Origin of the sequence: Paraburkholderia bryophila (genome assembly GCF_003269035.1) — a bacterium.
Taxonomy (GTDB): domain Bacteria; phylum Pseudomonadota; class Gammaproteobacteria; order Burkholderiales; family Burkholderiaceae; genus Paraburkholderia; species Paraburkholderia bryophila.
Genome location: NZ_QLTK01000006.1, coordinates 161,731 through 184,756, shown reverse-complemented (window position 1 = coordinate 184,756; position 23,026 = coordinate 161,731). Strand labels below are relative to the sequence as shown.

The window sequence follows — 23,026 nt, the reverse complement described above, 5'->3', positions numbered from 1 at the left end:
GGCTACGGCGAGTATCGATTGATTCGCAGGCATCGACTGAAGGGGGATTATGCACCTGCCACCCTGCACACGATGCGCGAGCACCGTTAGGTTATACCCGCTAATGTCGGCAAGTCCGTTCTCACACCGGCGTGCCGCTCAGACTACCGGCTGCGAATCCGCGTAGTCTTGCGCGAGCCATGCACGCACCTGCTCAGCGGTCCAGGCCGGATCGTCGTGCGGCAGATCGTGGCTCGCCCACTCATGTTCACGATGCGGCGCCTGCCACGCCGCCGCCAGTTTCATCGAGCACGCCGGGTCCACCAGTTTATCGTTGCGTGACGACAGAATCAGCAATGGACAGTGCGGCTGTGCAGCATGAGCGGTAAAACGCGCCGCCGCCCACAATTGCCGCAGCGCATTGCCGCGAGTCACCGGTCTGCTGCGACGAATCGCACTCCACGCGTCGAGATCGGCGCCCAATGTTTCAACGTTATTGCAGGTCAGGCGATGAATACCCTGTTCGGCACGGCGCGCATCGCTCCAATGCGCCGCGACGCGCAGCAGGCCCGGCCACGCCGAAGGCCGCAGCCGCTCCTGCATGTGGCTGAACGGCCGCATGCTCGTATTGATCAGCACCAGCCGTTCGATCTCGCCGGGATAGCGCTGCGCCCAGTCCGTCGCCGCCATGCCGCCCAACGACATGGCCAGCACGCAATACGGGCCCGGCACGCCGCTTTGCCCGGCGGCGCGCCGCACGAAACTCACCATGTCCGCGACGGTTGCCGGCGCACGCAAATGCGCGAACTCGCCGTTACCCGGCAGATCGATCAGCAATGGACGGTCGATGCCGGCGGCGTCGCGCAGCGCGGCGGGCAAGCGTCCCCAATGACGTGCTTCGCGCGTGAGTCCGCGCAGCAGAATCCACGTGCTCATACGATGTCCGGGGTGTACCAATGGTCGATCGCGCATTGCAGCAGTTGCTCGCGGCGATTGCCTTGCGGCAGCCAGCGCTGCGACGAAAACGCCGCGCGCGCCAGGAAGTCGAACAGGTTCGCATGACGACGCAACACGCGCGCGGTGCGATGCGCCTTGACCGGATTGAACATGCCCTGGCGCGAGAACAGTTGCCGCGGGTTCTTCTTGATCCACAACCACGAGCCGAGTTCGAGCGTCATTGGCAGGAAGACGCTGGCGGCGGGCGCGCGGTCGTAGGCAAAGTCCCACAGATCGCCGTGCAGCAGATATTGATGGCTCTGCGGTTCGAATGCGTAGCCGTGATGCGGATGCGCGCGTTCGAACATCGTCTTCAAGACGTACATTTCCGGCAAGTGCGGCATCAACTTGCGGGTTCGCGCGTAGGGAAACCAGATGCTGTCTTTCCAGCCGTAGCCCGAGTGGCAATCGAGCGCGATGCTCAGGGGCCGGGCGGCCAGTTCGGCTTCGACTACGCGTAGCAGCGCGGCGGCTTCCGCTTCCATCGGTTCGCCTTCGCGGCCGCGATACCACGGCAGCCATGCGCCCACGCGCTGACCGCCGGCCAGCAGCGGCACGCGTTCGTCGGCATTCTGCGGCGCGTTGCGCATCAGGTCGACGCCGTTCGGATTGGCGCGGGTGGCTGCCCACATGCCGCCGGGGTTGACGATGGGCATAAAGATCAGACGAATGGATTGCAATTGGCGCACCAGCAGTTCGTCCCATTCGAGCCGTGCGAGGAGTGCACGCATGTAGTCGAGCACGAGTTGCGAGCCGATCCGTTCAAGGCCGTGAATGCCGCCGAAAAAGCCGATGGCTGGCGCGAGTGGATCGGTTGAGCCGATACTCGCCGTGCGCACGGCGAATTGCCGGCCGCGTACCGTGGTGTCGCAGACGGTGCGAATTTCGAAACTCGCGCTGCCCTGGTCGAGGATCGTGTTGAGATCTTCGTACTCCGCAAAACTGTCGGGCAGAAAGCTCAGTGGTTGCGGCATGGGGGCGCTGAAGGGAACTGCAAGGTTATTGGGGACGGCTTGCGGTGATGATGCAATATAGCCTGGTGGTGGGGGGGCTTGCATGATGGTGGGGGTGGTTTGTTGGTTGTGTCATTGGTGTGTCATGGACGTGACATTTTTTTGGGGTCTTGCGGCGCTTTTTCGGTGTGCTTTTTCTCTCTCTGGTTTGTTGGCCTTTCCTTGATTTGTTAGTGGTCTATTAGCGTTGCCCCTGTGCGGGGCGGCACTAACTTCTCTTTGCCGCGGCAAAGAGAAGTCAGCAAGAGAAAGCCGCTCAAACCGCTAATTTTTAAGCGGGTCCCCCGCGCAGTCGCGGTAGTGGCTCATCTGGAATCCGTGCTCTCGCACACTCCGCGCTCGTGACAAGGCCATCATTCATCCCGCCTCGCGCTGCGCGCTCGGCGGCACGGTCTGCATTGAAACCAGGGGCTCCGTTTTCGCGCGGTGGGGGCCGTCGGCTTCGCCTCGGCGAGATGCCGTAATGCGCGGGGGCATGCCCCGCTGTTTTTGACCTACCGTTCGGCGCGCGGAGCGCCGCCGGAAGAATGACTGCTGTGTCACTGGCGTCGAATGCGCGAGGACACAGATTCCAGATGCACCACTGCCGCAACTGCGCGAGGAACCCACTTAAGAATTAGCGGTTTGAGCGGCTTTCTCTTGCTGACTTCTCTTTGCCGCGGCAAAGAGAAGTTAGTGCCGCCCCGCACAGGGGCAACGCTAATAGACCACTAAGAATGCAAGTAAAGGCCAACACCCCAGCAACCGCAGCCACAAATCTGCCACACGCCGGCCTCAAAACCTTCACAAAAAGATATAGTCGTCTAGACGTTGCGACACCTTCACTCAACCGTCACAGACGCTTCCTAGAATGAGCACCACCAAATGCTTGAAGCATCAGGGGTACTTATGGAAGCAATCCGCATCGAACGTCTCAGCAAGACGTTCGCCAACGGCCGCAAGGCGTTAGACGAAATCGACCTCCGCGTCGAACCCGGCGAAATGGTCGCCCTGATCGGCGCCTCGGGCTCCGGAAAATCGACCCTGTTGCGCCACATCGCAGGCTTCACCGCCTCCGACGCACAACCGTCACAGATCGCAATTCTCGGCCGCCCGATCCAGCAAAACGGCCGTATCGTGCGAGAAGTGCGCAGCATTCGCCGCGATATCGGCTTCGTGTTCCAGCAATTCAACCTGGTCAACCGCCTCTCCGTCGAGACCAACGTGCTGGTCGGCGCACTCTCGCGCCTCTCCTGGTGGCGTCGGCTAACCGGCCTTTTTCCACGCGCGGAACGGGCCTTGTCGATGGCCGCGCTCAATGAGGTCGGCATCGGCGAACACGCGCGTGAACGCGCCGCCAATCTGTCCGGCGGCCAGCAACAACGCGCCGCACTGGCACGCGCCCTGGTGCAACGCGCACGCATCGTGCTGGCGGACGAGCCGATCGCCTCACTCGATCCTGAATCGTCACGGCGCGTCATGGACATGCTCCGCGCGCTCAATGTCGACCATCAACTCACCGTGCTGGTGTCGCTGCATCAGGTCGACATCGCGATGCAGTATTGCCCGCGCACCGTCGCGCTACGTCGCGGCAAGGTGGTCTACGACGGCCCATCCGCCGCGCTCGGCCCCGCGCTGCTGAAGAAACTCTACGGCGACGACGCCCGCGAACTGCTCGATGAAACACGCGACAGCGCGCACGCCAACCACGCGACTCACACCGCTACCGTCGCCGCGCCGGAACCAGACAATCCACCGGCTGCCACCGGTTACGCGTTCGCCCTGAAACCGGCGCACTCCAACTGAGCACGCCAATCCTTTCCGTTCCCCTACCGGATCTCTAACGATGAAATTCCTGCGCTCACTGATCACGCTGTCCGTCGGCGTGGCCGCCTTCGCCTGCGCCGCCACCGTCTACGCCGAAGACATCAACCTCGGCATCATTTCGACCGATTCGTCCTCGGTGCTGAAGCAGCGCTGGGAACCGCTGATCGCCGACATGAACAGGCAAACCGGGCTGAACATCAAAGCGTTTTTCGCAACCGACTACGCCGGCATCATCGAAGGCATGCGCTTTAACAAGGTACAGGTCGGCTATTTCGGCAATGCGTCGGCGATCGAGGCGGTGGATCGCTCGCAAGGCGAAGTGTTCGCGAAGGTTCAGTACGCGAACGGCGCCGCCGGCTATAACTCCGTGTTGATCACGAACGTAAACAGCCGCTTCAAGACGCTCGACGACGTCTTCAGGAACACCAAAGACGTCACGCTCGGTTATGGCGATCCGAACTCCACGTCGGGCACGCTGATTCCCGGCTATTACCTGTTCGCGAAGCACAACGCGCCGGTGAATACGTCGTTCAAGACGGTACTGCCGTCGAGCCACGAAGCGAACCTGCTGGCCGTGGTGAACAACAAGATCGACATCGCGACGAACAACACCGAAATGCTCGACACGCTGAAGCAACAGCATCCGGACAAGTTCGCCCAGGTTCGCGTGCTGTGGACTTCGCCGCTGATTCCGTCGGACCCGCTGGTGTGGCGCAAGGATCTGCCGCAAGCCACCAAAGACAAACTGCGTAACTTTTTCCTGAACTACGCGAAGACCGATCCGCACGAAAAAGCGGTGATGGCGGGGATTTTCGGCTACGGCGGTTTCGCGGCATCGTCGGATGCGCAACTGTTGCCGATTCGCCAGGTCGCGCTGTTCCAGCAGAAGCAGAAGATCGAGGCCGACACGCATCTGTCCAACGACGAGCGCAAAACCCAACTGGCCGCGCTCGACGCCAAGCTGAGCGCGCTCAACACCGAGCAAGCAAAGCCATGAATACGGCCGATCTGATCGCGTCGCCGGCACGCGCGAGCGACACGCTCGCCGCGCAGGCGGCGGCTCAACCCGCCCCGGCGGCACGCAAGCGCAGCTGGTTCTCGCTGCTCGGTTGGATCGCCCTGTTCGCGGCGCTGGGCGGCGCATGGCATAGCGCCGACATGCGTCCGCTGGATCTGCTGAGCGACTCCGGCAACATGGGCCAGTTCGCGAAAGACTTCTTTCCGCCGAACTTCACCGAATGGCGCACGTATCTGCATGAAATGATCGTGACGCTGTCCGTGGCGGTATGGGGCACCGCGCTCTCGCTCGTCTGCGCGATACCGTGCGGCCTGATGTCCGCGCATAACATCGCGCCGATGTGGATCGTGCAACCGGTGCGCCGCCTGATGGACGCATGCCGCGCGATCAACGAAATGGTCTTCGCGATGCTGTTCATCGTCGCGGTCGGACTCGGGCCTTTCGCCGGCGTGCTGGCGCTGTGGGTTCACACCACCGGCGTGCTTGCCAAGCTGTTCGCCGAAGCGGTCGAGGCGATCGATCCGCGTCCCGCGGAAGGTATTCGCGCAACCGGCGCCAGCCCGCTCGACGAAATCATTTACGCCGTGCTGCCGCAAGTGCTGCCGCTGTGGATCTCGTACGCGTTGTATCGCTTCGAATCGAACGTGCGCTCGGCGATGGTGGTCGGCATGGTCGGCGCGGGCGGCATCGGCGTGGTGCTGTACGAAGCGATCCGCTCGTTCGACTATGCGCAAACCTCCGCGGTCATGATCATGGTGATCGTGGTGGTGTCGGCGATCGACCTGGCCTCCGCGTGGCTGCGCGAGCGCGTGATCTGAAACTTCGTGCACGAAACGGGGCGGTGCAGTGCAAGCAACTTCCTCGCCCTCACGCGAATTGCGGCAATGTCGCGTCGATCGCATCCGCCAACGTATTGAACGCCGGCGCGATGTCCTCGTCCGGCACACACGCGTAGCCGATCAGCAAACCCGACGGCGCCAGCGAAGGCTGCGCGTAATACCCCGACAACGGCCGCACGACGATATTGCGCTCCAGCGCCGCCGTCGCCACGCGACGATCGTCGCTGCCCTCGGGCAACTGCATCACCAGATGCAAACCGGCATCGCCGCCCACGGCCGGCAATACGTCGCCATAACGGTGCGCGGCGGCATCGAGCAAGGTCTGCCGGCGCTGCCCGTAAAGCGTGCGCATCTTGCGGATATGCGACGTGAAATGCCCCTCGGCGATGAACTCGGCGAGCATGGCCTGTTGCAGCAACTGCCCCTCGCGATACAACTCGGCGCTGGCCGTGGCGAAACTCTCCGCCAACGCTTCCGGCACGACCAGATAACCGATGCGCAACCCCGGAAATAGCGTCTTGCCGAAACTGCCTACGTAGATCACCTGCCCGGACGTATCCAGGCCCTGCAACGACGCCAGCGGCCGGCTGCCATAGCGGAACTCGCTGTCGTAGTCGTCCTCGATGATCCAGCACTGGTTCTGCCGCGCATATTCGAGCAGCAGGCGGCGCCGCGCGAGGCTCATTACCATGCCGAGCGGATATTGATGCGACGGCGTGACGAGCATCAGCTTCGGTGGATGCGCGAGGTCGTCGGCGCAAGGATTGATGCCTTCGTCGTCGACCGCGATAGGCCGCGATTGCAGACCCGACACGTGCAGCACGCTGCGCACGCCCCAATAACAAGGATCCTCGGTCCAGATCAGGTCGCCCGGATCGGATAGCAGCCGCACCGCGAGGTCGACCGACTGGTGAATCCCGGTCGTGATGATGATCTGCTCGGGCGTGCAGCGCACCGAGCGCGAGGTGCGCAGATAGTCGGCCAGCGCGTGCCGCAGCGAAGCCAGCCCGCCGCCCGGCGCATACGTGAGGAGATCCGGACGCAGCCGGCGCCAATACTTGTTGTGCAGCCGGCTCCAGACGCGCGCGGGAAATTTCGTGACGTCCGGTACGCCGGGCATGAACGCGCCCCACTGCCGCTTCGACACACCCGCGCCCGCGATCAGCCGCGCGCCGCGCGTGGATAACGCACGCGCCGCCTGCAACGGTGGCGGCGCGCGGCGTGGATCGGGCGCGCCCGGCGCAGCCGGCAGGTCGAGCATGCCGGCACCAGCGGCTGAGCCAATACCGCGAGGGCCAAAGCCAAACTCCCCCTCGGGCGCCCCAACAATCTCATCCGGCGCACTATCCGCCACGAAAGTGCCGCGCCCGGTCGCCGAACTCACATAGCCCTCGAGCACCAACTGCTCATACACCTGCGTGACGGTATTGCGCCCAATGCCCAACTCCTGCGCCAGCAGCCGCGACGACGGCACCTTGCTGCCCGCCGGCAACTCGCGCGACAGGATCGCCTGCTGCAACAGCCGGTGCAGTTGTCGATAGATCGGCTGGCCGTTGCCGCGGTCGAGGCGCTGCGCCAGCCAGTCGGACAAAACGCTCGCGCGCATGATTGGCTCCTACATTTTTATTGAAATGGCTCTGAAATTAAGAGCCAAATCTCATTATAGTCGCTGCATGTGCTGCGCTGAGCGCGCGGCGTCCGCGAAAACGAGGAGCCAAGGAGATGACCATGAAAAATGCCGAACTGAAAAGCCGCAAAGACGCCGCCACCCCGCGCGGCGTCGGCGTGATGTGCGATTTCTACGCCGCGCGCGCGGAAAACGCCGAGTTGTGGGACGTGGAAGGCCGCCGCTTCATCGACTTCGCCGCGGGTATCGCGGTGTGCAACACGGGCCATCGCCATCCGAAGATTCTGGCCGCGATCCGCGACCAGCTCGATCACTTCACGCACACCGCGTATCAGATCGTGCCGTACGCGTCGTATGTCGAACTGGCCGAGAAGATCAACGCACGCGCGCCCGGCGACTATCCGAAGAAGACCGCCTTTTTCACGACCGGCGCCGAAGCCGTCGAAAACGCCATCAAGATCGCCCGCGCCGCGACCGGTCGTCCGGGCGTGATCGCCTTCACCGGCGGCTTCCATGGCCGCACGATGATGGGCATGGCGCTGACCGGCAAGGTCGCGCCGTACAAGATCGGCTTCGGCCCGTTCCCGTCGGACGTCTTCCACGCGCCGTTCCCGAATCCGCTGCATGGCGTGACCACCGCCGATTCGCTGAAGGCGATCGAATTCCTGTTCAAGGCCGACATCGATCCGAAGCGCGTGGCCGCGATCATTTTCGAACCGGTTCAGGGCGAAGGCGGTTTCTATCCGGCGCCGGCCGAGTTCGTGCGCGCGCTGCGCAAGCTGTGCAACGAGCACGGCATTCTGCTGATCGCCGACGAAGTGCAAACCGGCTTTGCCCGCACCGGCAAGCTGTTTGCCATGAACCATTACGACGTGGTGCCTGACCTGATGACCATGGCGAAGAGCCTGGCCGGCGGCATGCCGCTGTCGGGCGTGGTCGGCCGCGCCGACCTGATGGACGCCGCGGCGCCCGGCGGTCTCGGCGGCACGTATGCGGGCAATCCGCTGGCGGTGGCCGCGGCGCATGCGGTACTCGACATCATCGACGAAGAAAAGCTGTGCGAGCGCGCCACGCTGCTGGGCGATCGCGTCAAGGCCAAGCTGATCGCGCTGCAAAGCGACGTGCCGCAAATCGCCGACGTACGCGGCCCCGGCGGCATGGTCGCGGTGGAATTCTGCAAAGCCGGCGGCACCGAACCGGACGCGGAGTTCACCAAGCGCGTGCAGACGCGCGCGCTCGAACGCGGCTTGCTGCTGCTGGTGTGCGGCGTCTATTCGAACGTGGTGCGCTTCCTGTTCCCGCTGACGATCCAGGACGCCGTGTTCGACGAAGCCATGGCGATCCTCGAAGAAGTCATCAAGGACAGCGTCGCCGTCGCGGCGTAAGGACGAGACTCATGACCACGTTGACATTGAAAGACCCGACGCTACTCAAGACCCACGCGTATATCGCAGGTGAATGGCAAGGCGCCGACGACGGCGCGACCTTCGAGGTGAAGAACCCCGCCACCGGCGAAACCATCGCGACGGTGCCGCGCATGGGCACGGCGGAAACGCGTCGCGCGATCGACACCGCCAACGCGGCCTGGCCCGCCTGGCGCGCCACGACCGCGAAGCAACGCGCGGTGATCCTGCGCAAATGGCATGACCTGATGATGGAAAACGCCGACGATCTGGCGAAAATCCTCACCACGGAACAAGGCAAGCCGCTCGCCGAAGCCAAAGGCGAGATCCAGTACGCCGCGTCGTTCCTCGAATGGTTCGCGGAAGAAGGCAAACGCGTGAACGGCGACACGATTCCCACCCCGGCCAGCGACAAGCGCATTGTCGTGACCAAGGAACCGATCGGCGTGTGCGCGGCGATCACGCCGTGGAATTTCCCGGCGGCCATGATCACCCGCAAGGTCGGTCCGGCGCTGGCGGCAGGCTGCCCGATCATCGTCAAGCCGGCCGAAGCCACGCCGTTGTCCGCGCTCGCACTCGCCGTGCTGGCCGAACGCGCCGGCGTGCCGCGCGGCGTGTTCAACGTCGTGACCGGCGAGCCGAAAGCGATCGGCGCGGAAATGACCGGCAATCCGATCGTGCGCAAACTGTCGTTCACGGGTTCGACGCCGGTGGGCCGTCTGCTGATGGCGCAATGCGCGCCCACGGTCAAGAAGGTGTCGCTCGAACTCGGCGGCAATGCGCCGTTTATCGTGTTCGACGACGCGGATCTGGACGCGGCGGTGGCCGGCGCGATTGCGTCGAAGTATCGCAATAGCGGCCAGACCTGCGTCTGCACGAACCGCTTCTATGTGCACGACAAGGTGTACGACGCATTCGCGGAAAAGCTGCGCGTCGCCGTCGAGCAACTGAAAGTGGGCCGCGGCACCGAAGACGGCGTCACGCAAGGTCCGCTGATCAACGAAGCGGCCGTGCTGAAGGTCGAGTCGCATATCGAAGACGCGTTGGCCAAGGGCGCGCGCATCGTCACCGGCGGCAAGCGTCATGCGCTCGGTCACGGCTTCTTCGAACCGACCGTGCTGGCGGACGTCACGCCGGCCATGAAAGTCGCGCGCGATGAAACCTTCGGCCCGCTCGCGCCGCTGTTCCGTTTCTCGTCGGACGAAGAAGTGATTCGCCTCGCCAACGATACGGAATTCGGGCTCGCGTCGTATTTCTTTAGCCGCGATATCGGCCGGGTCTGGCGGGTCGCCGAGGCCCTTGAATACGGCATGGTGGGGATCAACACCGGTTTGATTTCGAACGAAGTCGCGCCGTTCGGCGGTGTCAAGCAATCGGGCCTGGGCCGTGAAGGCTCGCACTACGGTATCGACGACTACGTGGTCATCAAATACATGTGCTTGGGCGGGATCTGATCGTCAGGACGCTTGAAGCATGAAGAACAGCCACGTCGGTTGATCCGGCGTGGCTTTTTTTTGCTGAATCGCTGAATCGCTGAATGCAAAACAGGCTTGCGTCACCTCTCGGTGAAGCAAGCCTGTTGCGTTTGATGCTTATCGAACCGGCGCGAGCGTTCGACTCACACCCGGGTCAATGCTTAGTGGCCGTAGCTGGCAACCGGAGCCGAGTACGAGCTCGACGACGTGCTCGCACGGCTACCTGCTTGCGACGAACCATTGGTGGCCGAACCATAACCGCTGGTCTGCGCATTTTGAGCGGCGACGCGGGCTTCGGCAGCCTGAATGTTGGCCGGGTAGTCGTAGTCGTTCGAGGTTGCCGGGTTGTAGCCGGCCTTTTCCAGCTGGACCAGTTCAGCACGCACCTGAGCGCGCGTAACCGGTTGATTCGACTGGGCGAAAGCGGCCAGCGGCGCGGTGATAAGGGCGGCGATAACTGCGGCTTCGATCAGCGACTTCATGATGACTACCTCCAGAAATTATTTTGTCTAGCGCTGCGAGGCGTGATGTCTGCAGCGGATGGAGGAAGTGTAGGAGTCGGGTTGCCTAGGGTAAACCCCTAAAGTGCCAATTGAGTGTTGTCAAAATCGAGATAATCGACGAATCGTCAGCTTTCCGAAAGCATCGGCACCGCAGCCGGCTCGTCCAGCGACGACAACCCGGTGGCATTTCGGCCGCCCGTCGCCTGCCGGTCGCTTCTCGGACTTGCGCCGAAGCGCGCGCGATAGGTCCGTGAAAAATGCGACGGCGACTCGAATCCGCACGCCACGCAAATCGATGTGATCGACATGTCGGTCTGCTGCAGCAACTCACGCGCTCGGGCGAGACGCAGTTGCAGGTAGAAATGCGTCGGCGTGTCCTTCAGCGACGCGCAGAAAAGCCGCTCCAGCTGGCGCCGCGTCACGCCGATTTCCTGCGCGAGCTGGTCCGGCGCCAGCGGCTCTTCCATGTGCCGTTCCATCACGCCGATCACCTGAATCAGCTTGCGATTGTGCACCCCGTAGCGCGCGGCGATCTCCATGCGCTGATGGTCCGAGCGCTGCCGGATCCGGCTCACCACGAATTGCTCCGACACCGACGAAGCCAGCGCCGCACCGTGCTTACGGCCAATCAGGTCGAGCATCATGTCGATCGACGCCGTGCCGCCCGCGCACGTAATACGCCGCGCGCCGATTTCGAACAGCTCCTGGCTCGCATCCAGTGACGGATAGCGCTCGCGGAATGCCGACAGCGCTTCCCAATGCACGGTCACGCTGTCCGTACCGTTCAGCAAGCCAGCTTCCGCAAGGATGAAACTGCCGGTGTCGATGGCGCCGAGCGTCGCGCCGGCCCGCTCGATCCGCTTCAAGGAATCGGCCAGCGCGCGGCTATAGCAGGCCAGCGGTTCGAAGCCTGCGACCACGAACAGCGTCTGCGCCGTGCCGACCTCGCCGATGGCCGCATCCGCGTTGATCGAAATGCCGTTGCTGGCCGCGACCGGCGCGCCGTCGAGACTAAGAATGCGCCAGCGGTACAGCGCATCGCGAAAGCGGTTCGCCACCCGCAACGGTTCCACCGCCGACATGAAACCGATCGCCGAAAAGCCCGGCAGCAGCAGGAACGACATATCTTCGGGCATCGTGCTCAGACTCGATCAGGGATACAACGCGGAATACAACGTGGGGACGCGGCGTCCCGGCGAGCGTAGCAAGCAGTGCATCAACCGGCAAGGCGCGCCAAAAATCCGCGCGGCCAGACGCCGCGATGCGATGCGTGGTGCACTGCAACGCCGCCCTGCCACGCGTTTTAGCCGGCACTGCTGGTTTTCCCTCGAGGTCGCGTTAGAGCAAGAACGGGTCGCTGGCGGTCGCTTTGGCGGGAATATGGGGCATTAACGTAACGTCATTCCTGAGTCCAGCGCAGTCCAGATATCACCCAGTTTGTTGCCGTATCCAAACCGTCGCGCCGGTCCATGCGCCGCATCTCCGTTCGAGCCGCGGCCCGGTTCGAAACACGCCGTTCAACGTGCCAGAAGGGGGAACCTCATGAAGTGTCGTCTCAATGCCTTGCTTGCTTATCTCGTGGGCGTCGTCGGCTTCGCCGCCATCGCCGCCGCTGCGCCCGCTTTCGCGCAGGATCCGGCCGCCTGCCGCGCGGTGCATTTCGCCGACATCGGCTGGACGGATATCACGTCGACTACCGCGCTCGCATCGACCGTGTTCGAAGGGCTCGGTTATCAGCCGGTCACCACGGTCGCCTCCGTACCGATCTCATTTGCGGGTCTCAAGAGCAAGCAGCTCGACGTGTCGCTCGGCTACTGGTGGCCGGTGCAGGAAAAAGCGATCAGCCCGTTCGTCGAGTCGAAAGCCATCAACGTGCTGCAGCCGCCCAATCTGACCGGCGCCAAGGCGACCTTCGCGGTGCCGAGCTACGAATACGACGCGGGCCTGAAGACCTTCGCCGACATCGCCAAACATCGCGACCAGCTCGACGGCAAGATCTATGGCATCGAACCCGGCAGCAGCGCCAATGCCGCGATCCAGAAAATGATCGCCAGCAATCAGTTCGGGCTCGGCGGTTTCAAGCTGATCGAATCGAGCGAAGCGGGCATGCTGGTGTCGGTGGATCGTGCGATCCGCGAGAAGAAATGGGTGGTGTTTCTCGGCTGGGAACCGCATCCCATGAACATCACGATCGACATGAAATACCTGACCGGCAGCGACGGCGTATTCGGTCCGAACGACGGCGAGGCACGCGTTTATACGCTGACGTCCCCCGACTTTCTGACGCGTTGCCCGAACGCCGGCAAGCTCGTGAGCAATCTGCGCTTCTCGACACAACTGGAAAACGTCGTCATGCAGTCGGTCATGAACAAGGAAAAACCCGCCGACGCCGCGAGGGCCTATCTGAAGAAAAACCCGCAAGTACTCGACGCCTGGCTGGCCGGCGTGAAGACCTACGACGGCAAGGACGGCTTGCCCGCGGTGAAAGCCTATCTGGGCCTCTGAGCGTCGTCATCGCGAGTTGTGCATCTCAAGGGCATCTCAAGCGCATCCCCATTCACAGGAACTAGCACGCATGAATCATGAAGTCATCGTGACCTGCGCGGTCACCGGCGCCGGCGACACCGTCGGCAAGCATCCGGCCATTCCGGTCACGCCGAAGCAGATCGCCGAGGCCGCGATCGAAGCCGCCAAAGCGGGCGCGACCGTCGCGCACTGCCACGTACGCGATCCGGAAACCGGCCGCGGCAGCCGCGATCCGCAGTTGTACCGCGAGGTAGTCGACCGGATCCGCTCGTCGGGCACCGACGTGATCATCAACCTGACGGCGGGCATGGGCGGCGATCTGGAGATCGGTCCCGGCGAGGACCCGATGCGCTTCGGCGCCAACACCGATCTGGTGGGCGGCCTGACGCGTCTCGCGCATGTCGAGGAACTGTTGCCGGAAATCTGCACGCTCGATTGCGGCACGCTCAATTTCGGCGACGGCGATTACATCTACGTGTCGACGCCCGCGCAACTTCGCGCCGGTGCGCGGCGCATTCAGGAACTCGGCGTGAAGCCGGAGCTGGAAATCTTCGATACCGGCCATTTGTGGTTCGCCAAACAGTTGCTGAAGGAAGGCCTGCTCGACGCGCCGCCGCTGTTCCAGATTTGCCTCGGCATTCCCTGGGGCGCGCCCGCCGACACCACGTCGATGAAGGCCATGGCCGACAACCTGCCGCCCGGCGCGCACTGGGCCGGCTTCGGGATCGGCCGCATGCAGATGCCGATGGTCGCGCAGGCGATGCTGCTCGGCGGTCACGTGCGCGTGGGGCTCGAAGACAACATCTGGCTCGACAAAGGTGTGCCCGCAACCAACGGCACGCTGGTGCGGCGCGCGGTGGAAATCATCGAAAGGCTCGGCGCGCGTGCGCTGACCCCGGCTGAAGGACGCCGCAAGCTGGGCTTGCCGGCGCGCGGCGAGCGGCAACTGGAGCGGCGTGCGGCCGGCCAGTATGCGTGATCGCCACTCTGCAACTCGTAGACAAAGGAAATCTCAGCAATGGCAGTGATCGTCGATATCAAAACATTTGCGGCCATCGGTGTGGGCGTGATCGGCAGCGGTTGGGTGGCGCGCGCGCTCGCGCATGGACTCGATGTGATCGCGTGGGACCCGGCAACGGGCGCGGAAAAACAGTTGCGCGAGAACATCGCGAATGCGTGGCCGGCGCTCGAACGCGTCGGGCTGGCCGAGGGCGCGTCGCCGGAGCGCCTGCGCTTCGTCACGACGATCGAAGCATGTGTCGCACAGGCCGACTTCATTCAGGAAAGCGCACCCGAGCGCGAGGAACTGAAACTCGCACTGCACGAGCAGATCAGCCGCGCCGCGAAGCCGGACGCGATCATCGCGTCGTCCACCTCAGGGTTGCTGCCGAGCGACTTTTACGCGCGGGCGGTGCATCCGCAGCGCTGCATCGTCGGGCATCCGTTCAATCCGGTTTATCTGCTGCCGCTGGTGGAAGTGCTGGGGGGCGCCGCGACCGCGCCGGCAACGATCGACGCCGCGCTCGACATCTACCGCGCGCTGTCGATGCGACCGCTGCTCGTTCGCAAGGAAGTGCCGGGGTTTATCGCCGATCGCCTGCTCGAAGCGCTGTGGCGCGAGGCACTGCATCTGGTGAACGAAGGCGTGGCGACCACCGGCGAAATCGACGACGCGATCCGCTTCGGCGCCGGCATCCGCTGGTCGTTCATGGGCACCTTCCTCACCTACACGCTCGCGGGCGGCGACGCCGGCATGCGCCACTTCATGCAGCAGTTCGGCCCGGCGCTGGAGCTGCCGTGGACTAAACTGGTGGCGCCGAAGCTCACGGACGAATTGATCGATCGCGTGGTGGACGGCACGGCGGAACAGGTCGGCCCGCGCTCGATCAAGCAACTGGAGCGTTATCGCGACGACTGCATTACGAGCGTGCTCGCGGCGATCGGCGACGCGAAAGCGCGGCATGGATTGCAGCCAGCGGATTGACGCTGTGGCAAGCGCGGCCCATGCCGGTGCATCGGCGGCATGGGCCGCGCCGAACCTGCATCATTTCAACCGAACCACGGAGACGAATGGCCCATGCCGCAACCCGTATCCCTGCCCTGCTATCGCGATTCTGTACGCGCGCAATGGGTCGACTACAACGGCCACTTGCGCGACGCGTTCTACATGCTGATCTTCAGCTTCGCAACCGATGCGTTGATCGACCTGATCGGTTTGCCCGATGCGGTACGCAAAGCGCGAAAGCGCTCGATCTACACGCTCGAAGCGCACATCAACTATCTGCACGAAATCAAGGAGGGCACGCCGGTTCGCGTCGACATGCGCCTACTCGGGCACGACGCGAAGCGGCTGCATCTGTATCTGGAAATGTTCGCGGGCGACGGCGCTGAACCGGTCGCGGCCGGCGAACAGATGCTGCTGCATGTCGACACCAGCGGACCGCGCGCGGTCGCGTTCGACCCCGACGTTGCGGCCTACGTGCGATCATTGGCGGATGCGCATGCCGAACGACCCCCGGCAAAATACGCGGGGCGCGTTATCGGTTTGCCGGTGCGAACCCAGACCAGCGAGTAAACATGCTCGAACCGCAGATTGCCGCATTCATCGAACGGGCCGTGGCGATTTATCCTGCGCACACCACGTCGCTGTCGCCGCGTGAGCAGCGCGAGCTTTACGACCGTTACGCGGCCACGCTGACACCCGCGTTGCCGGAGGAATTGAGCGTCAGGGATGCCGAATTCCAGACGCGCGCCGGTCATCCCCTCAAATTGCGGCTCTACCGCCATCGTGCGCGCGGCGAGCAGGCGGCTCACGGCGCCGTGTTGTACTTTCACGGCGGCGGTTTCGTGCTCGGCTCGCTGGACAGTCATCAACTCGTCACGGCACGCATCGCCGCCGACACCGGCCTCGACGTCATCGCGGTCGACTACCGGCTGGCGCCGGAACACCGCGCGCCGGCCGCGCATGACGATTGTCTCGACGTCACGTTGGCCGCGCTGGAGCGTCGGCTACCGTTCAATCTGAACAGCGGCACGACGCTGCAACTCGCCGGCGACAGCGCGGGCGCCACGCTCGCGGCCAGCGTGGCGATGCGTTTGCGCGACGACGGTATTGGCGGCGTGCAAGGCCTCGCGCTGGTTTATCCGATGCTCGGCACCGATCCCCAACCGCCCGCCCGCGACACCGAAGCGCAAGCGCCCATGCTCAAACTGAGCGACGTCCATTCGTTTCGCGATCTGTACTGGGGCGAGCACCGGCCTTACCCGGCATGGACGATTCCGCTCGAGGCCACGCGCTTCGACGGCCTGCCGCCGACGCTCGCGATCGGGGTCGAACATGATCCGCTGAGGGACGACGCGCGCGTGTTCGTGGAACGCATCGACGCGGCAGGTGGAGAAGCCCGTCTGTGGATCGGCGCCGGATTGGTGCATGGATGTTGGCGGGCGCTCGAATCGAGCCCCGGTGTGCGGATGCTGCATCGCGAGGTGTGCGATTTTCTGTCGGCACACGCGGCGCCGATGTTCGACGTGGAAGCGTCAAGCCGCCACGGCCGCTAGCCGCTGCTCAGTGGGCAATTTCCTTGCGCCACTGCGAATACGTCACGACGTCCATGCCGACTTCCGCCGCTTCGATCCGGGTCCAGCAATAGAACGCGTCGTCCCAGCCGGGAATCTTCTGCGGCGTGAGCGACCGGAAATTCAAGCCGGCGCGATACGCGAGGTGCGGCCAGAATAACGGCATCGCCTCGCGCACCGCCATTTGCCGCAACAGCTCGACCGGGCCGCTTTCGTCCGCGACGATTTCGCCCTGCGAGATCCAGTCGTTCTCCGCCCACGCGACGAACACGCTCGGGTTGCCGGCACGGTCGAACATCAGAATCGCGTTCTGCTCGGGGCGCCAGTAGTACTCGACGATGCCGTGCGCGGCCACCACCTCGCCAATCACTTTTTTCGTGCGCGGGTCGCAGTACGTCAAACCGTTCTCGCCCAACGCCAGCCATCCGCCTTCCAGACAGTGCCGGTTCTTCGCATCGTTCAGAAAATGGACCAGCCGGTTGGCTGAATCGGGTTCGGTCTTGCGCAGATACAGATCCACGATCCCGGCATTGAAGGCTTTCACCGCGACGGTTTCATCCGCGACGCCGGTCAGCAACACTTTCGCACAGCGCAGGTGGGAGATCGACGCGAGGAATTCGACGCCGCTCATGCCCGGCATGTCGTAGTCCACCACGACCGCCGCCACCTCCGCGAAGCGCGCGCCGCGCGCGAGCAGATCCCGCTCCGCCGACGTTTCGACCAGCCGTTCGATCCCGGTTTCGCTCAGACACGCCGATGCCGACGCGAACTCCAGCGAATTCTCACGCGCGTGCTGGCGAATGAAAGCCAACGCCGTTTGCGGCCGCGAGAAAAACAGATTGGTCGACGTGTCCGGAAAGAAACGGCGCAGTGCGTCGAGGTAGCTGTCGTTGTCGTCGACGAAGACAACCGTGGCCGGATGAGAAACGGGGGGGCGGATAAAGTGGTTCATAAGCTCATGAGGACGATGCTGGCGCGCCGCGCACCTGCTGCGCGCCGGATTGCCTGCTGGCCGCCGGGGCGGCGCCTGTGGACCATATAGTACAGGGCTCTTCGGATCACGGTACAAACTTGCCTGCCGGGTTGCGATCCGGCATATGCCGATCGAATAGCCGGTCCTGAACCGGGGCGAACGGGATGCGCCCGAACCGCCCGCCGACAAAACGCTTACGGCCGGTCGCGAGCAAAAAACGCCATGTACACGAAAACGGCGAAAGCGACGGCGGCGCTGGTAAAGTGCGCGTGATCCGGTTGCTTCCGTCACGCGTCCACCCTATGGCCACGCCGCAATGCCACATGAACTAAACCAGCGAGGCGCCCGTGAGCCGAGCCTGCGCCACGCCCGCACGCTCGCGGCCGTGGCCGCCCCGAGCCTGTGCTTGCAGGGATGCGCATTGCGCGGCGCGCCATCGTTTGAAATCTTCGGCGCGTATTTTCCGTTCTGGCTGCTGAGCGGCGTGCTCGGACTCGTCGGCGCGTTGGTCGCCCAGCGGATCTTCGTGACCACCGGCTGGGCGCGGACCGTGCCGTACCTCCTTTTTGTGTGCGTGGCCATCGGCCTGACGGTCGCGGTTCTTTTCTGGCTTTCGGCAACAGGACTGCTCCTATGAAAATCGCCGGCTTGCGCAAAGCCTCGTCCAGGGGCCGCTTGATCGCGGGCGTGATCGTCGTGCTCGGTCTCGCGGCGGCGTACTACGCGTATGACCGCTCCGTCCGTTTCCCCTCCACCGACGACGCCACCATCGACGCCGACGTCGTGCACGTGGCGTCGCCCGTGGGCGGCCGGATCGTCCGGCTCCCGGTCGAGGAAAACCAGCGGGTCGCGAAGGGCGACGTGCTGTTCGAAATCGACCCGGTGCCCTACCGTCTCGCGCTGGCGCAAACCCAGGCCGACCTGGAACTGGCGCGCGCCTCGCTCGACACGCGCCGCAAGACGATCGTCGGCGAGCGCGCGAACGCATCCATTGCCGGCGACCAGACCGGCAAGGCCGCCCACAACTACGAACTGGCGACCCGCACCGTGCAGCGGCTCGCCCCGCTCGCCGCGAAGGGCTACGTGCCCCAGCAGCAACTCGACCAGGCGCAGGTCGCCCAGCGCGACGCCGCGCTGTCGCTGCAGCAGGCTCGGGCGCAGAAGCTGGCGAGCGCGCAGACCATCGGCGAGGAAGCCGACGCGATCGCCACGGTGCATGCGCGCGAGGCAGCAGTCGCGCTGGCCCAGCACGGTCTCGACGACACCGTCGTGCGTGCGCCGCACAACGGCTTCGTGACTGGCCTGTCGGTACTGGCGGGCGAGACCGTGGCGCCGAGCCAGTCGATCTTCACGCTGGTCCACGCCGACGAATGGTTCGCCGTCGCGAACTTCCGCGAAGGGGCGCTGGCGCACATCGCGCCCGGCGACTGCGCGACCGTCTATTCGATGATCGACCGCAGCCAGGCGATCCATGGCAAGGTCGTCGGCATCGGCGCCGGCATCGCGGATTCGGACCGCATCAACTTGCCGCGCACCTTGCCGATCGTCCAGCAGTCCGTGAACTGGGTGCGGGTCGCCCAGCGCTTTCCCGTGCGGGTGCGTCTCGACGAACCGGCCGCCCGGCTGGTGCGGGTCGGCGCGAGCGCGATAGTCGAGGTCCGGCATGGCGCAGCCTGCCGGTGAACTGGCCCGCCCGGGCGCTGCGGATATTCTGAAGCTGCTCGCGCCGTATCCGGGGCGCGCCGCCATGGCGACCCGCATCGCGCTGATCTGCGCGCTCACGGTGTTCGTGACGAGCGCCTACGGCACGCCGGAAGCGGCGCTCTCCGCGTATATCGTGTTCTTTCTCAACCGGGCCGACCGGGTCACGAGCGTGCTGCTCAGCGCCGCGCTGCTGGTGCTGGTCACGCTGGTGATCGGACTCGTGCTCGGCGTGGCGATTTTCTCACTCGACAATCCGTTGTGGCGAGTCGCGTGCATTGCGGGGCTGTCGTTCGGGCTGCTGTTCGTGACGTCGGCAAGCAAACTGCGACCGGTGGGCGCGATTCTCGCGATGATCGTCGGCTTCGGGCTCGACAAGCTCGGCAGCGTGCCGTTCGGCGAAGTGGCGACGCGCGCGCTGCTCTACACGTGGCTGTTCGTCGCGATTCCGGTCGGTGCGTCGATCTGCGTGAACCTGTTGCTCGCGCCGTCGCCGCGACGACTGGCCGGCGCTGAACTGGCGAAGCGTTTGCGAGCCGCGGCACGCGGCCTGAGCGAGCCGGACGACGCCGCGCGCGCCGCGCTGAGCGCTTGCCTGCGGGGCGCCGATGCGCAACTCGGGACGTGGCTGAAGCTGTCGGTGGTGGACGGCTCGTCGGCGCGCGCCGATATCCCGGCGCTGCGGCAAGCCGTGTCGTCGACGCTGGCGATTCTCGTCGCGGCGGATCTGGCGGCGCGCGAACCGTCGGCCCGCTTGCCGGCCTCGTTCGCGGTGCCGTTGGCGCAGACGCTGGAGGAGATGGCGCAGATGCTCGACGCGGGTGGCTACCCGGTGGAGATCGACGTCGCGCTGCCCGGTTCGGCGGCATTGCCGCCGCTGGCGCGGATGGTCGCCGATAATTTGCACGCGGCCATGACGGGTTTCGCGGTGGCCGAAAAAGCGCCGGACGCCGACGCTGATGCGGCTACATCGGCATCGGCGCGTGCCAAGACTGCGCCAGAGCCGGCGTCGGCACCGACGCCTTCCGCCAAACCCGGCGGCTTCTTCCTGCCCGACGCATTCACCAATCCCGATCACGTCCGCTATGCGCTGAAGACCACCGTCGCGGCGCTGTTCTGCTATCTGCTCTACTCGCAAATCGACTGGCCGGGTATCCATACCTGCTTCATCACCGTCTACATCGTGTCGCTCGGCACCACCGCCGAAACCGTCGAGAAGTTGACACTGCGGATCGTCGGCTGCCTTGTCGGCGCGTTCGTCGGCACGGCGGCGATCGTCTTCGTGACGCCCGCGCTGACCTCCATCGTCGGTCTGATGGCGCTCGTGATGGTGGGCGCCTGGCTGGCGGCGTGGGTGGCGTTCGGTTCGCCGCGGATCGGCTATGCGGGCTTCCAGATCGCTTTCGCGTTTTTCCTGTGCGTGGTTCAAGGCGCGGCGCCCGCCTTCGATCTGACGGTGGCGCGGGATCGCACGATCGGCATTCTGCTCGGCAACGTGGTCGTCTATCTGGTCTTTACGCGCGTGTGGCCGGTGAGCGTCGCCACGCAGGTCGATGTCGGGCTCGCCGCCTTGCAGCAGCAGTGGCAAAGGCTGACCTCGCTCGCTCAAAGCGGCCCGCGACGCACCCAGGCCGCAGGCGCGATGGCGCAATACGGCGCCTTGCAACAGGACCTTGCGCTGATGCACTACGAGCCGTCGTGGGTTCGGCCGGAGCCGGAGTGGATCGCTGCACGGCGCGACGTGCTGGCCGGCTTCGGCGCGCTCGAAGGACCGATGTTCCTGCTCGCCGAACAACGGCCGGGCGATGTCGCGATCGATACCTGGCTACGGCGCGTCACGCGCGAGATGCCACCGGTTCAGGCCGACAACGGTGTGCCGTCGCACGCTCAGCCCACGCCGCCGCAACCCACGGCCGACGACACCCGCGCCGCGCTGCTGAAACTCGGCGACGCACGTCTCACTCAACTCGAACACGCCGCATCGGACGATGCAGCGAAAGGCCTTGCGACTCATGCGCCGGTTTAACGCACCATACGCTCTGGCGATTCTGGCGACGGCGGGTCTAGCCGGCTGCGCGACGTCGTCGCTGGATATGGCGCCGGATAATCCGGACCGTCCCTGGCAACCTCGAACGGACGCGGCTGGCGCAATCGTGCCGGGGCCCGTGGGTGCTTCGGGTGCTTCAAGCGCTTCCGCCGCGCCTTCAAGCGGCTACACGCTCCCCGCGAATCCCGCGCTCGCCGCCGTGCCGCCTCCGCCCGCGCTGGAACAGGCGCACGAATACAGCCTGCCGGAACTGATCGATCTCGCGGAATCGGCCAACCCGCTGACCCGCATCGCGTGGAACGATGCGCGCAACGCCGCGCTCGCGGCCGGCATCGCGAAGGCCGCCTACCTTCCGCAACTGTCGGCGGCCGCGATGGGCTTGTACGCCGATGCACACGGCTCGTCCACCTCGGCACTCGGCGATTCGTCGGCGAACGCGTCGGGGCATGGCGAAACCTCGGTGCTCGCGTTGAACTGGCTACTGTTCGATTTCGGCGGACGCGCCGCGCGCGTCGAAGCGGCATCGCAAGGCTCGGTGATCGCCAACATCGGTTTCACCGCCGTCCACCAACAGGTGATTTTCGACGTGAGCGTCGCGTTCTACAGTTATCAGGCTGCGCGCGCTCGCATCGACACGACTCGGCAAGGGCTCGACAACGCCGAGGCGATCCTCGCCGCAGCACAGTCGCGCTACAAGCACGGCATCGGCACCGTCATCGAAGTCGCCCAGGCCAATCAGAACCGCGCCCAGGCCAGGCTCGCGCTAGTCCAGGCCCAAGGCGCCGAAAGCAACAGCTATCTGATGCTGATCTCCGCGATGGGCATTTCGCCGCTCTCGAAACCCAAAATCGCGACGCTGCCCACGCACGCGCTACCCGCCGCCATGAACGACTCGATCGAACAGATCGTGTCGTCCGCGATCGCGCGACGCCCCGACGTCTTGAGCGCGTACGCGGCCGAGCGGGTCAACCTCGCGAGGGTGAAGGCCGCCGAATCGGAGTTCATGCCGAAGGTTTTCGTGTCGGCGTCGGGCGCGTACCACACGGGCAGCTCGTCGGTCTCGGCGGTGCCGGCCATCGGTCAGCAACTGCCGACCGTGAACCTCAGCGGCGGGCATTACGGCGGCAGTGTGATCGTCGGCGTCACGATTCCGATTTACGACGGCGGCTTGCGTTCAGCGGTGCTCGCGCAGGCGCGCAACGACGCCGACAGCGCGACCACCCGGCTCGCCCGCAGCCGTGAGGAAGCGGTCCGGCAGATCGTCGCCGCGCAGAATACGTTGCAGACGAGCCTGAGCGCGCAGGCCGCCGCAAAAGATCTGCTCGCCGCCGCGCAAACCACCTACGACGCCGCGTTCGACGCCTACCGCCACGGCGTCGGCTCGGTCACCGACGCGCTGCTCGCGCAGAATCAACTGCTGGCCGCGAAGAATGCCGATGCGGATAGTTATAGCGGCGCGTTGTCGGCCGCCGCGGCGCTTGCACTGGCGACCGGGTCGGTCGATTCGATTCCGACGCAGGGAAGTTGGTGAACTCAAGGGTGCG

The 23,026-nt window shown here is 64.7% G+C and carries 20 protein-coding genes; 14 read left to right on the top strand and 6 right to left on the bottom strand.

Annotation, left to right across the window (positions count from 1 at the left end):
• Positions 1-138 precede the first annotated feature (138 nt).
• Together BX591_RS12840 and BX591_RS12835 are read right to left on the bottom strand one after the other, a co-directional pair.
• Positions 139-915 carry an alpha/beta fold hydrolase gene (locus BX591_RS12840; RefSeq protein ID WP_111931803.1) on the bottom strand — a complete coding sequence of 259 codons (777 nt, stop codon included), beginning with the start codon at positions 913-915 and terminating at the stop codon, positions 139-141.
• Positions 912-1,949 (bottom strand): M14 family zinc carboxypeptidase, encoded by a 1,038-nt coding sequence (locus tag BX591_RS12835; protein WP_111931802.1) that lies wholly within the window; start codon positions 1,947-1,949, stop codon positions 912-914. The genes BX591_RS12840 and BX591_RS12835 overlap by 4 nt, the downstream gene beginning before the upstream one ends.
• A 927-nt stretch (positions 1,950-2,876) precedes the next feature.
• Between BX591_RS12835 and phnC the strand changes: the two genes are divergently transcribed.
• The 3 genes from phnC to phnE are packed head-to-tail and all read left to right on the top strand — an operon-like array spanning position 2,877 to position 5,630.
• Positions 2,877-3,773 carry a phosphonate ABC transporter ATP-binding protein gene (gene phnC / locus BX591_RS12830; protein WP_111931801.1) on the top strand — a complete coding sequence of 299 codons (897 nt, stop codon included), beginning with the start codon at positions 2,877-2,879 and terminating at the stop codon, positions 3,771-3,773.
• 40 nt (positions 3,774-3,813) lie between these two features.
• Positions 3,814-4,791, top strand: a complete 978-nt coding sequence (gene phnD / locus BX591_RS12825; RefSeq protein WP_111931800.1) for a phosphonate ABC transporter substrate-binding protein — start codon at positions 3,814-3,816, stop codon at positions 4,789-4,791.
• Positions 4,788-5,630: a phosphonate ABC transporter, permease protein PhnE gene (phnE, locus tag BX591_RS12820; RefSeq protein ID WP_111931799.1), complete on the top strand. Its 843-nt coding sequence runs from the start codon at positions 4,788-4,790 to the stop codon at positions 5,628-5,630. Before phnD ends, phnE begins: the two co-directional genes overlap by 4 nt.
• Positions 5,631-5,679: 49 nt before the next feature.
• Here the strand turns inward: phnE and pdxR are convergent, their stop codons facing one another.
• The gene (gene pdxR, locus BX591_RS12815; protein WP_111931798.1) at positions 5,680-7,257 is read right to left on the bottom strand and encodes a MocR-like pyridoxine biosynthesis transcription factor PdxR; all 1,578 of its coding nucleotides are present in this window, start codon (positions 7,255-7,257) and stop codon (positions 5,680-5,682) included.
• 122 nt (positions 7,258-7,379) lie between these two features.
• Between pdxR and BX591_RS12810 the strand changes: the two genes are divergently transcribed.
• Both BX591_RS12810 and gabD read left to right on the top strand, forming a co-directional pair.
• Positions 7,380-8,663, top strand: a complete 1,284-nt coding sequence (locus BX591_RS12810) for a 4-aminobutyrate--2-oxoglutarate transaminase (RefSeq protein WP_111931797.1) — start codon at positions 7,380-7,382, stop codon at positions 8,661-8,663.
• 11 nt (positions 8,664-8,674) lie between these two features.
• Positions 8,675-10,135 carry an NADP-dependent succinate-semialdehyde dehydrogenase gene (gene gabD / locus BX591_RS12805; protein WP_111931796.1) on the top strand — a complete coding sequence of 487 codons (1,461 nt, stop codon included), beginning with the start codon at positions 8,675-8,677 and terminating at the stop codon, positions 10,133-10,135.
• Positions 10,136-10,317: 182 nt separating this feature from the next.
• On the opposite strand, the gene BX591_RS12800 is transcribed toward gabD, so the two are convergent.
• Complete coding sequence (locus tag BX591_RS12800) at positions 10,318-10,638, bottom strand: DUF4148 domain-containing protein (RefSeq protein WP_111931795.1); 321 nt, start codon at positions 10,636-10,638, stop codon at positions 10,318-10,320.
• A gap of 146 nt (positions 10,639-10,784) precedes the next feature.
• A complete protein-coding gene (locus BX591_RS12795; protein ID WP_111931794.1) occupies positions 10,785-11,795 on the bottom strand; it encodes a GlxA family transcriptional regulator in 1,011 nt (336 codons plus the stop codon).
• A 406-nt stretch (positions 11,796-12,201) separates the two neighbouring features.
• On the opposite strand from BX591_RS12795, the gene BX591_RS12790 reads away from it, so the two are divergent.
• The 5 genes from BX591_RS12790 to BX591_RS12770 all read left to right on the top strand — a co-directional run bounded on the left by BX591_RS12790 (position 12,202) and on the right by BX591_RS12770 (position 16,743).
• Positions 12,202-13,164: a choline ABC transporter substrate-binding protein gene (locus BX591_RS12790; protein ID WP_111931793.1), complete on the top strand. Its 963-nt coding sequence runs from the start codon at positions 12,202-12,204 to the stop codon at positions 13,162-13,164.
• 70 nt (positions 13,165-13,234) lie between these two features.
• Positions 13,235-14,164, top strand: coding sequence for a 3-dehydrocarnitine:acetyl-CoA trimethylamine transferase CdhC (cdhC, locus tag BX591_RS12785; protein WP_111931792.1), 930 nt, complete (start codon positions 13,235-13,237; stop codon positions 14,162-14,164).
• A 39-nt stretch (positions 14,165-14,203) separates the two neighbouring features.
• The gene (locus tag BX591_RS12780) at positions 14,204-15,169 is read left to right on the top strand and encodes an L-carnitine dehydrogenase (RefSeq protein ID WP_111931791.1); all 966 of its coding nucleotides are present in this window, start codon (positions 14,204-14,206) and stop codon (positions 15,167-15,169) included.
• 93 nt (positions 15,170-15,262) lie between these two features.
• Positions 15,263-15,760 (top strand): thioesterase family protein, encoded by a 498-nt coding sequence (locus tag BX591_RS12775; RefSeq protein ID WP_111931790.1) that lies wholly within the window; start codon positions 15,263-15,265, stop codon positions 15,758-15,760.
• 2 nt (positions 15,761-15,762) lie between these two features.
• On the top strand, positions 15,763-16,743 hold the full coding sequence (locus tag BX591_RS12770) for an alpha/beta hydrolase (protein ID WP_111931789.1): 981 nt from the start codon (positions 15,763-15,765) through the stop codon (positions 16,741-16,743).
• 7 nt (positions 16,744-16,750) lie between these two features.
• On the opposite strand, the gene BX591_RS12765 is transcribed toward BX591_RS12770, so the two are convergent.
• Complete coding sequence (locus BX591_RS12765) at positions 16,751-17,713, bottom strand: response regulator (RefSeq protein WP_111931788.1); 963 nt, start codon at positions 17,711-17,713, stop codon at positions 16,751-16,753.
• Positions 17,714-18,119: 406 nt separating this feature from the next.
• Here BX591_RS12765 and BX591_RS12760 point away from each other — a divergent pair, with 406 nt between their 5' ends.
• From BX591_RS12760 to BX591_RS12745, 4 genes are read left to right on the top strand one after another with little or no spacing between them, the layout of a single operon-like run.
• On the top strand, positions 18,120-18,371 hold the full coding sequence (locus tag BX591_RS12760) for a YtcA family lipoprotein (protein ID WP_244146993.1): 252 nt from the start codon (positions 18,120-18,122) through the stop codon (positions 18,369-18,371).
• Entirely contained in the window at positions 18,368-19,417 is a 1,050-nt protein-coding gene (mdtN, locus tag BX591_RS12755; protein ID WP_111931787.1) for a multidrug transporter subunit MdtN, read from the top strand. Before BX591_RS12760 ends, mdtN begins: the two co-directional genes overlap by 4 nt.
• Positions 19,398-21,461: an FUSC family protein gene (locus tag BX591_RS12750; RefSeq protein ID WP_111931786.1), complete on the top strand. Its 2,064-nt coding sequence runs from the start codon at positions 19,398-19,400 to the stop codon at positions 21,459-21,461. Before mdtN ends, BX591_RS12750 begins: the two co-directional genes overlap by 20 nt.
• Positions 21,448-23,013, top strand: a complete 1,566-nt coding sequence (locus BX591_RS12745; RefSeq protein ID WP_111931785.1) for a TolC family protein — start codon at positions 21,448-21,450, stop codon at positions 23,011-23,013. Before BX591_RS12750 ends, BX591_RS12745 begins: the two co-directional genes overlap by 14 nt.
• Positions 23,014-23,026: the final 13 nt, after the last annotated feature.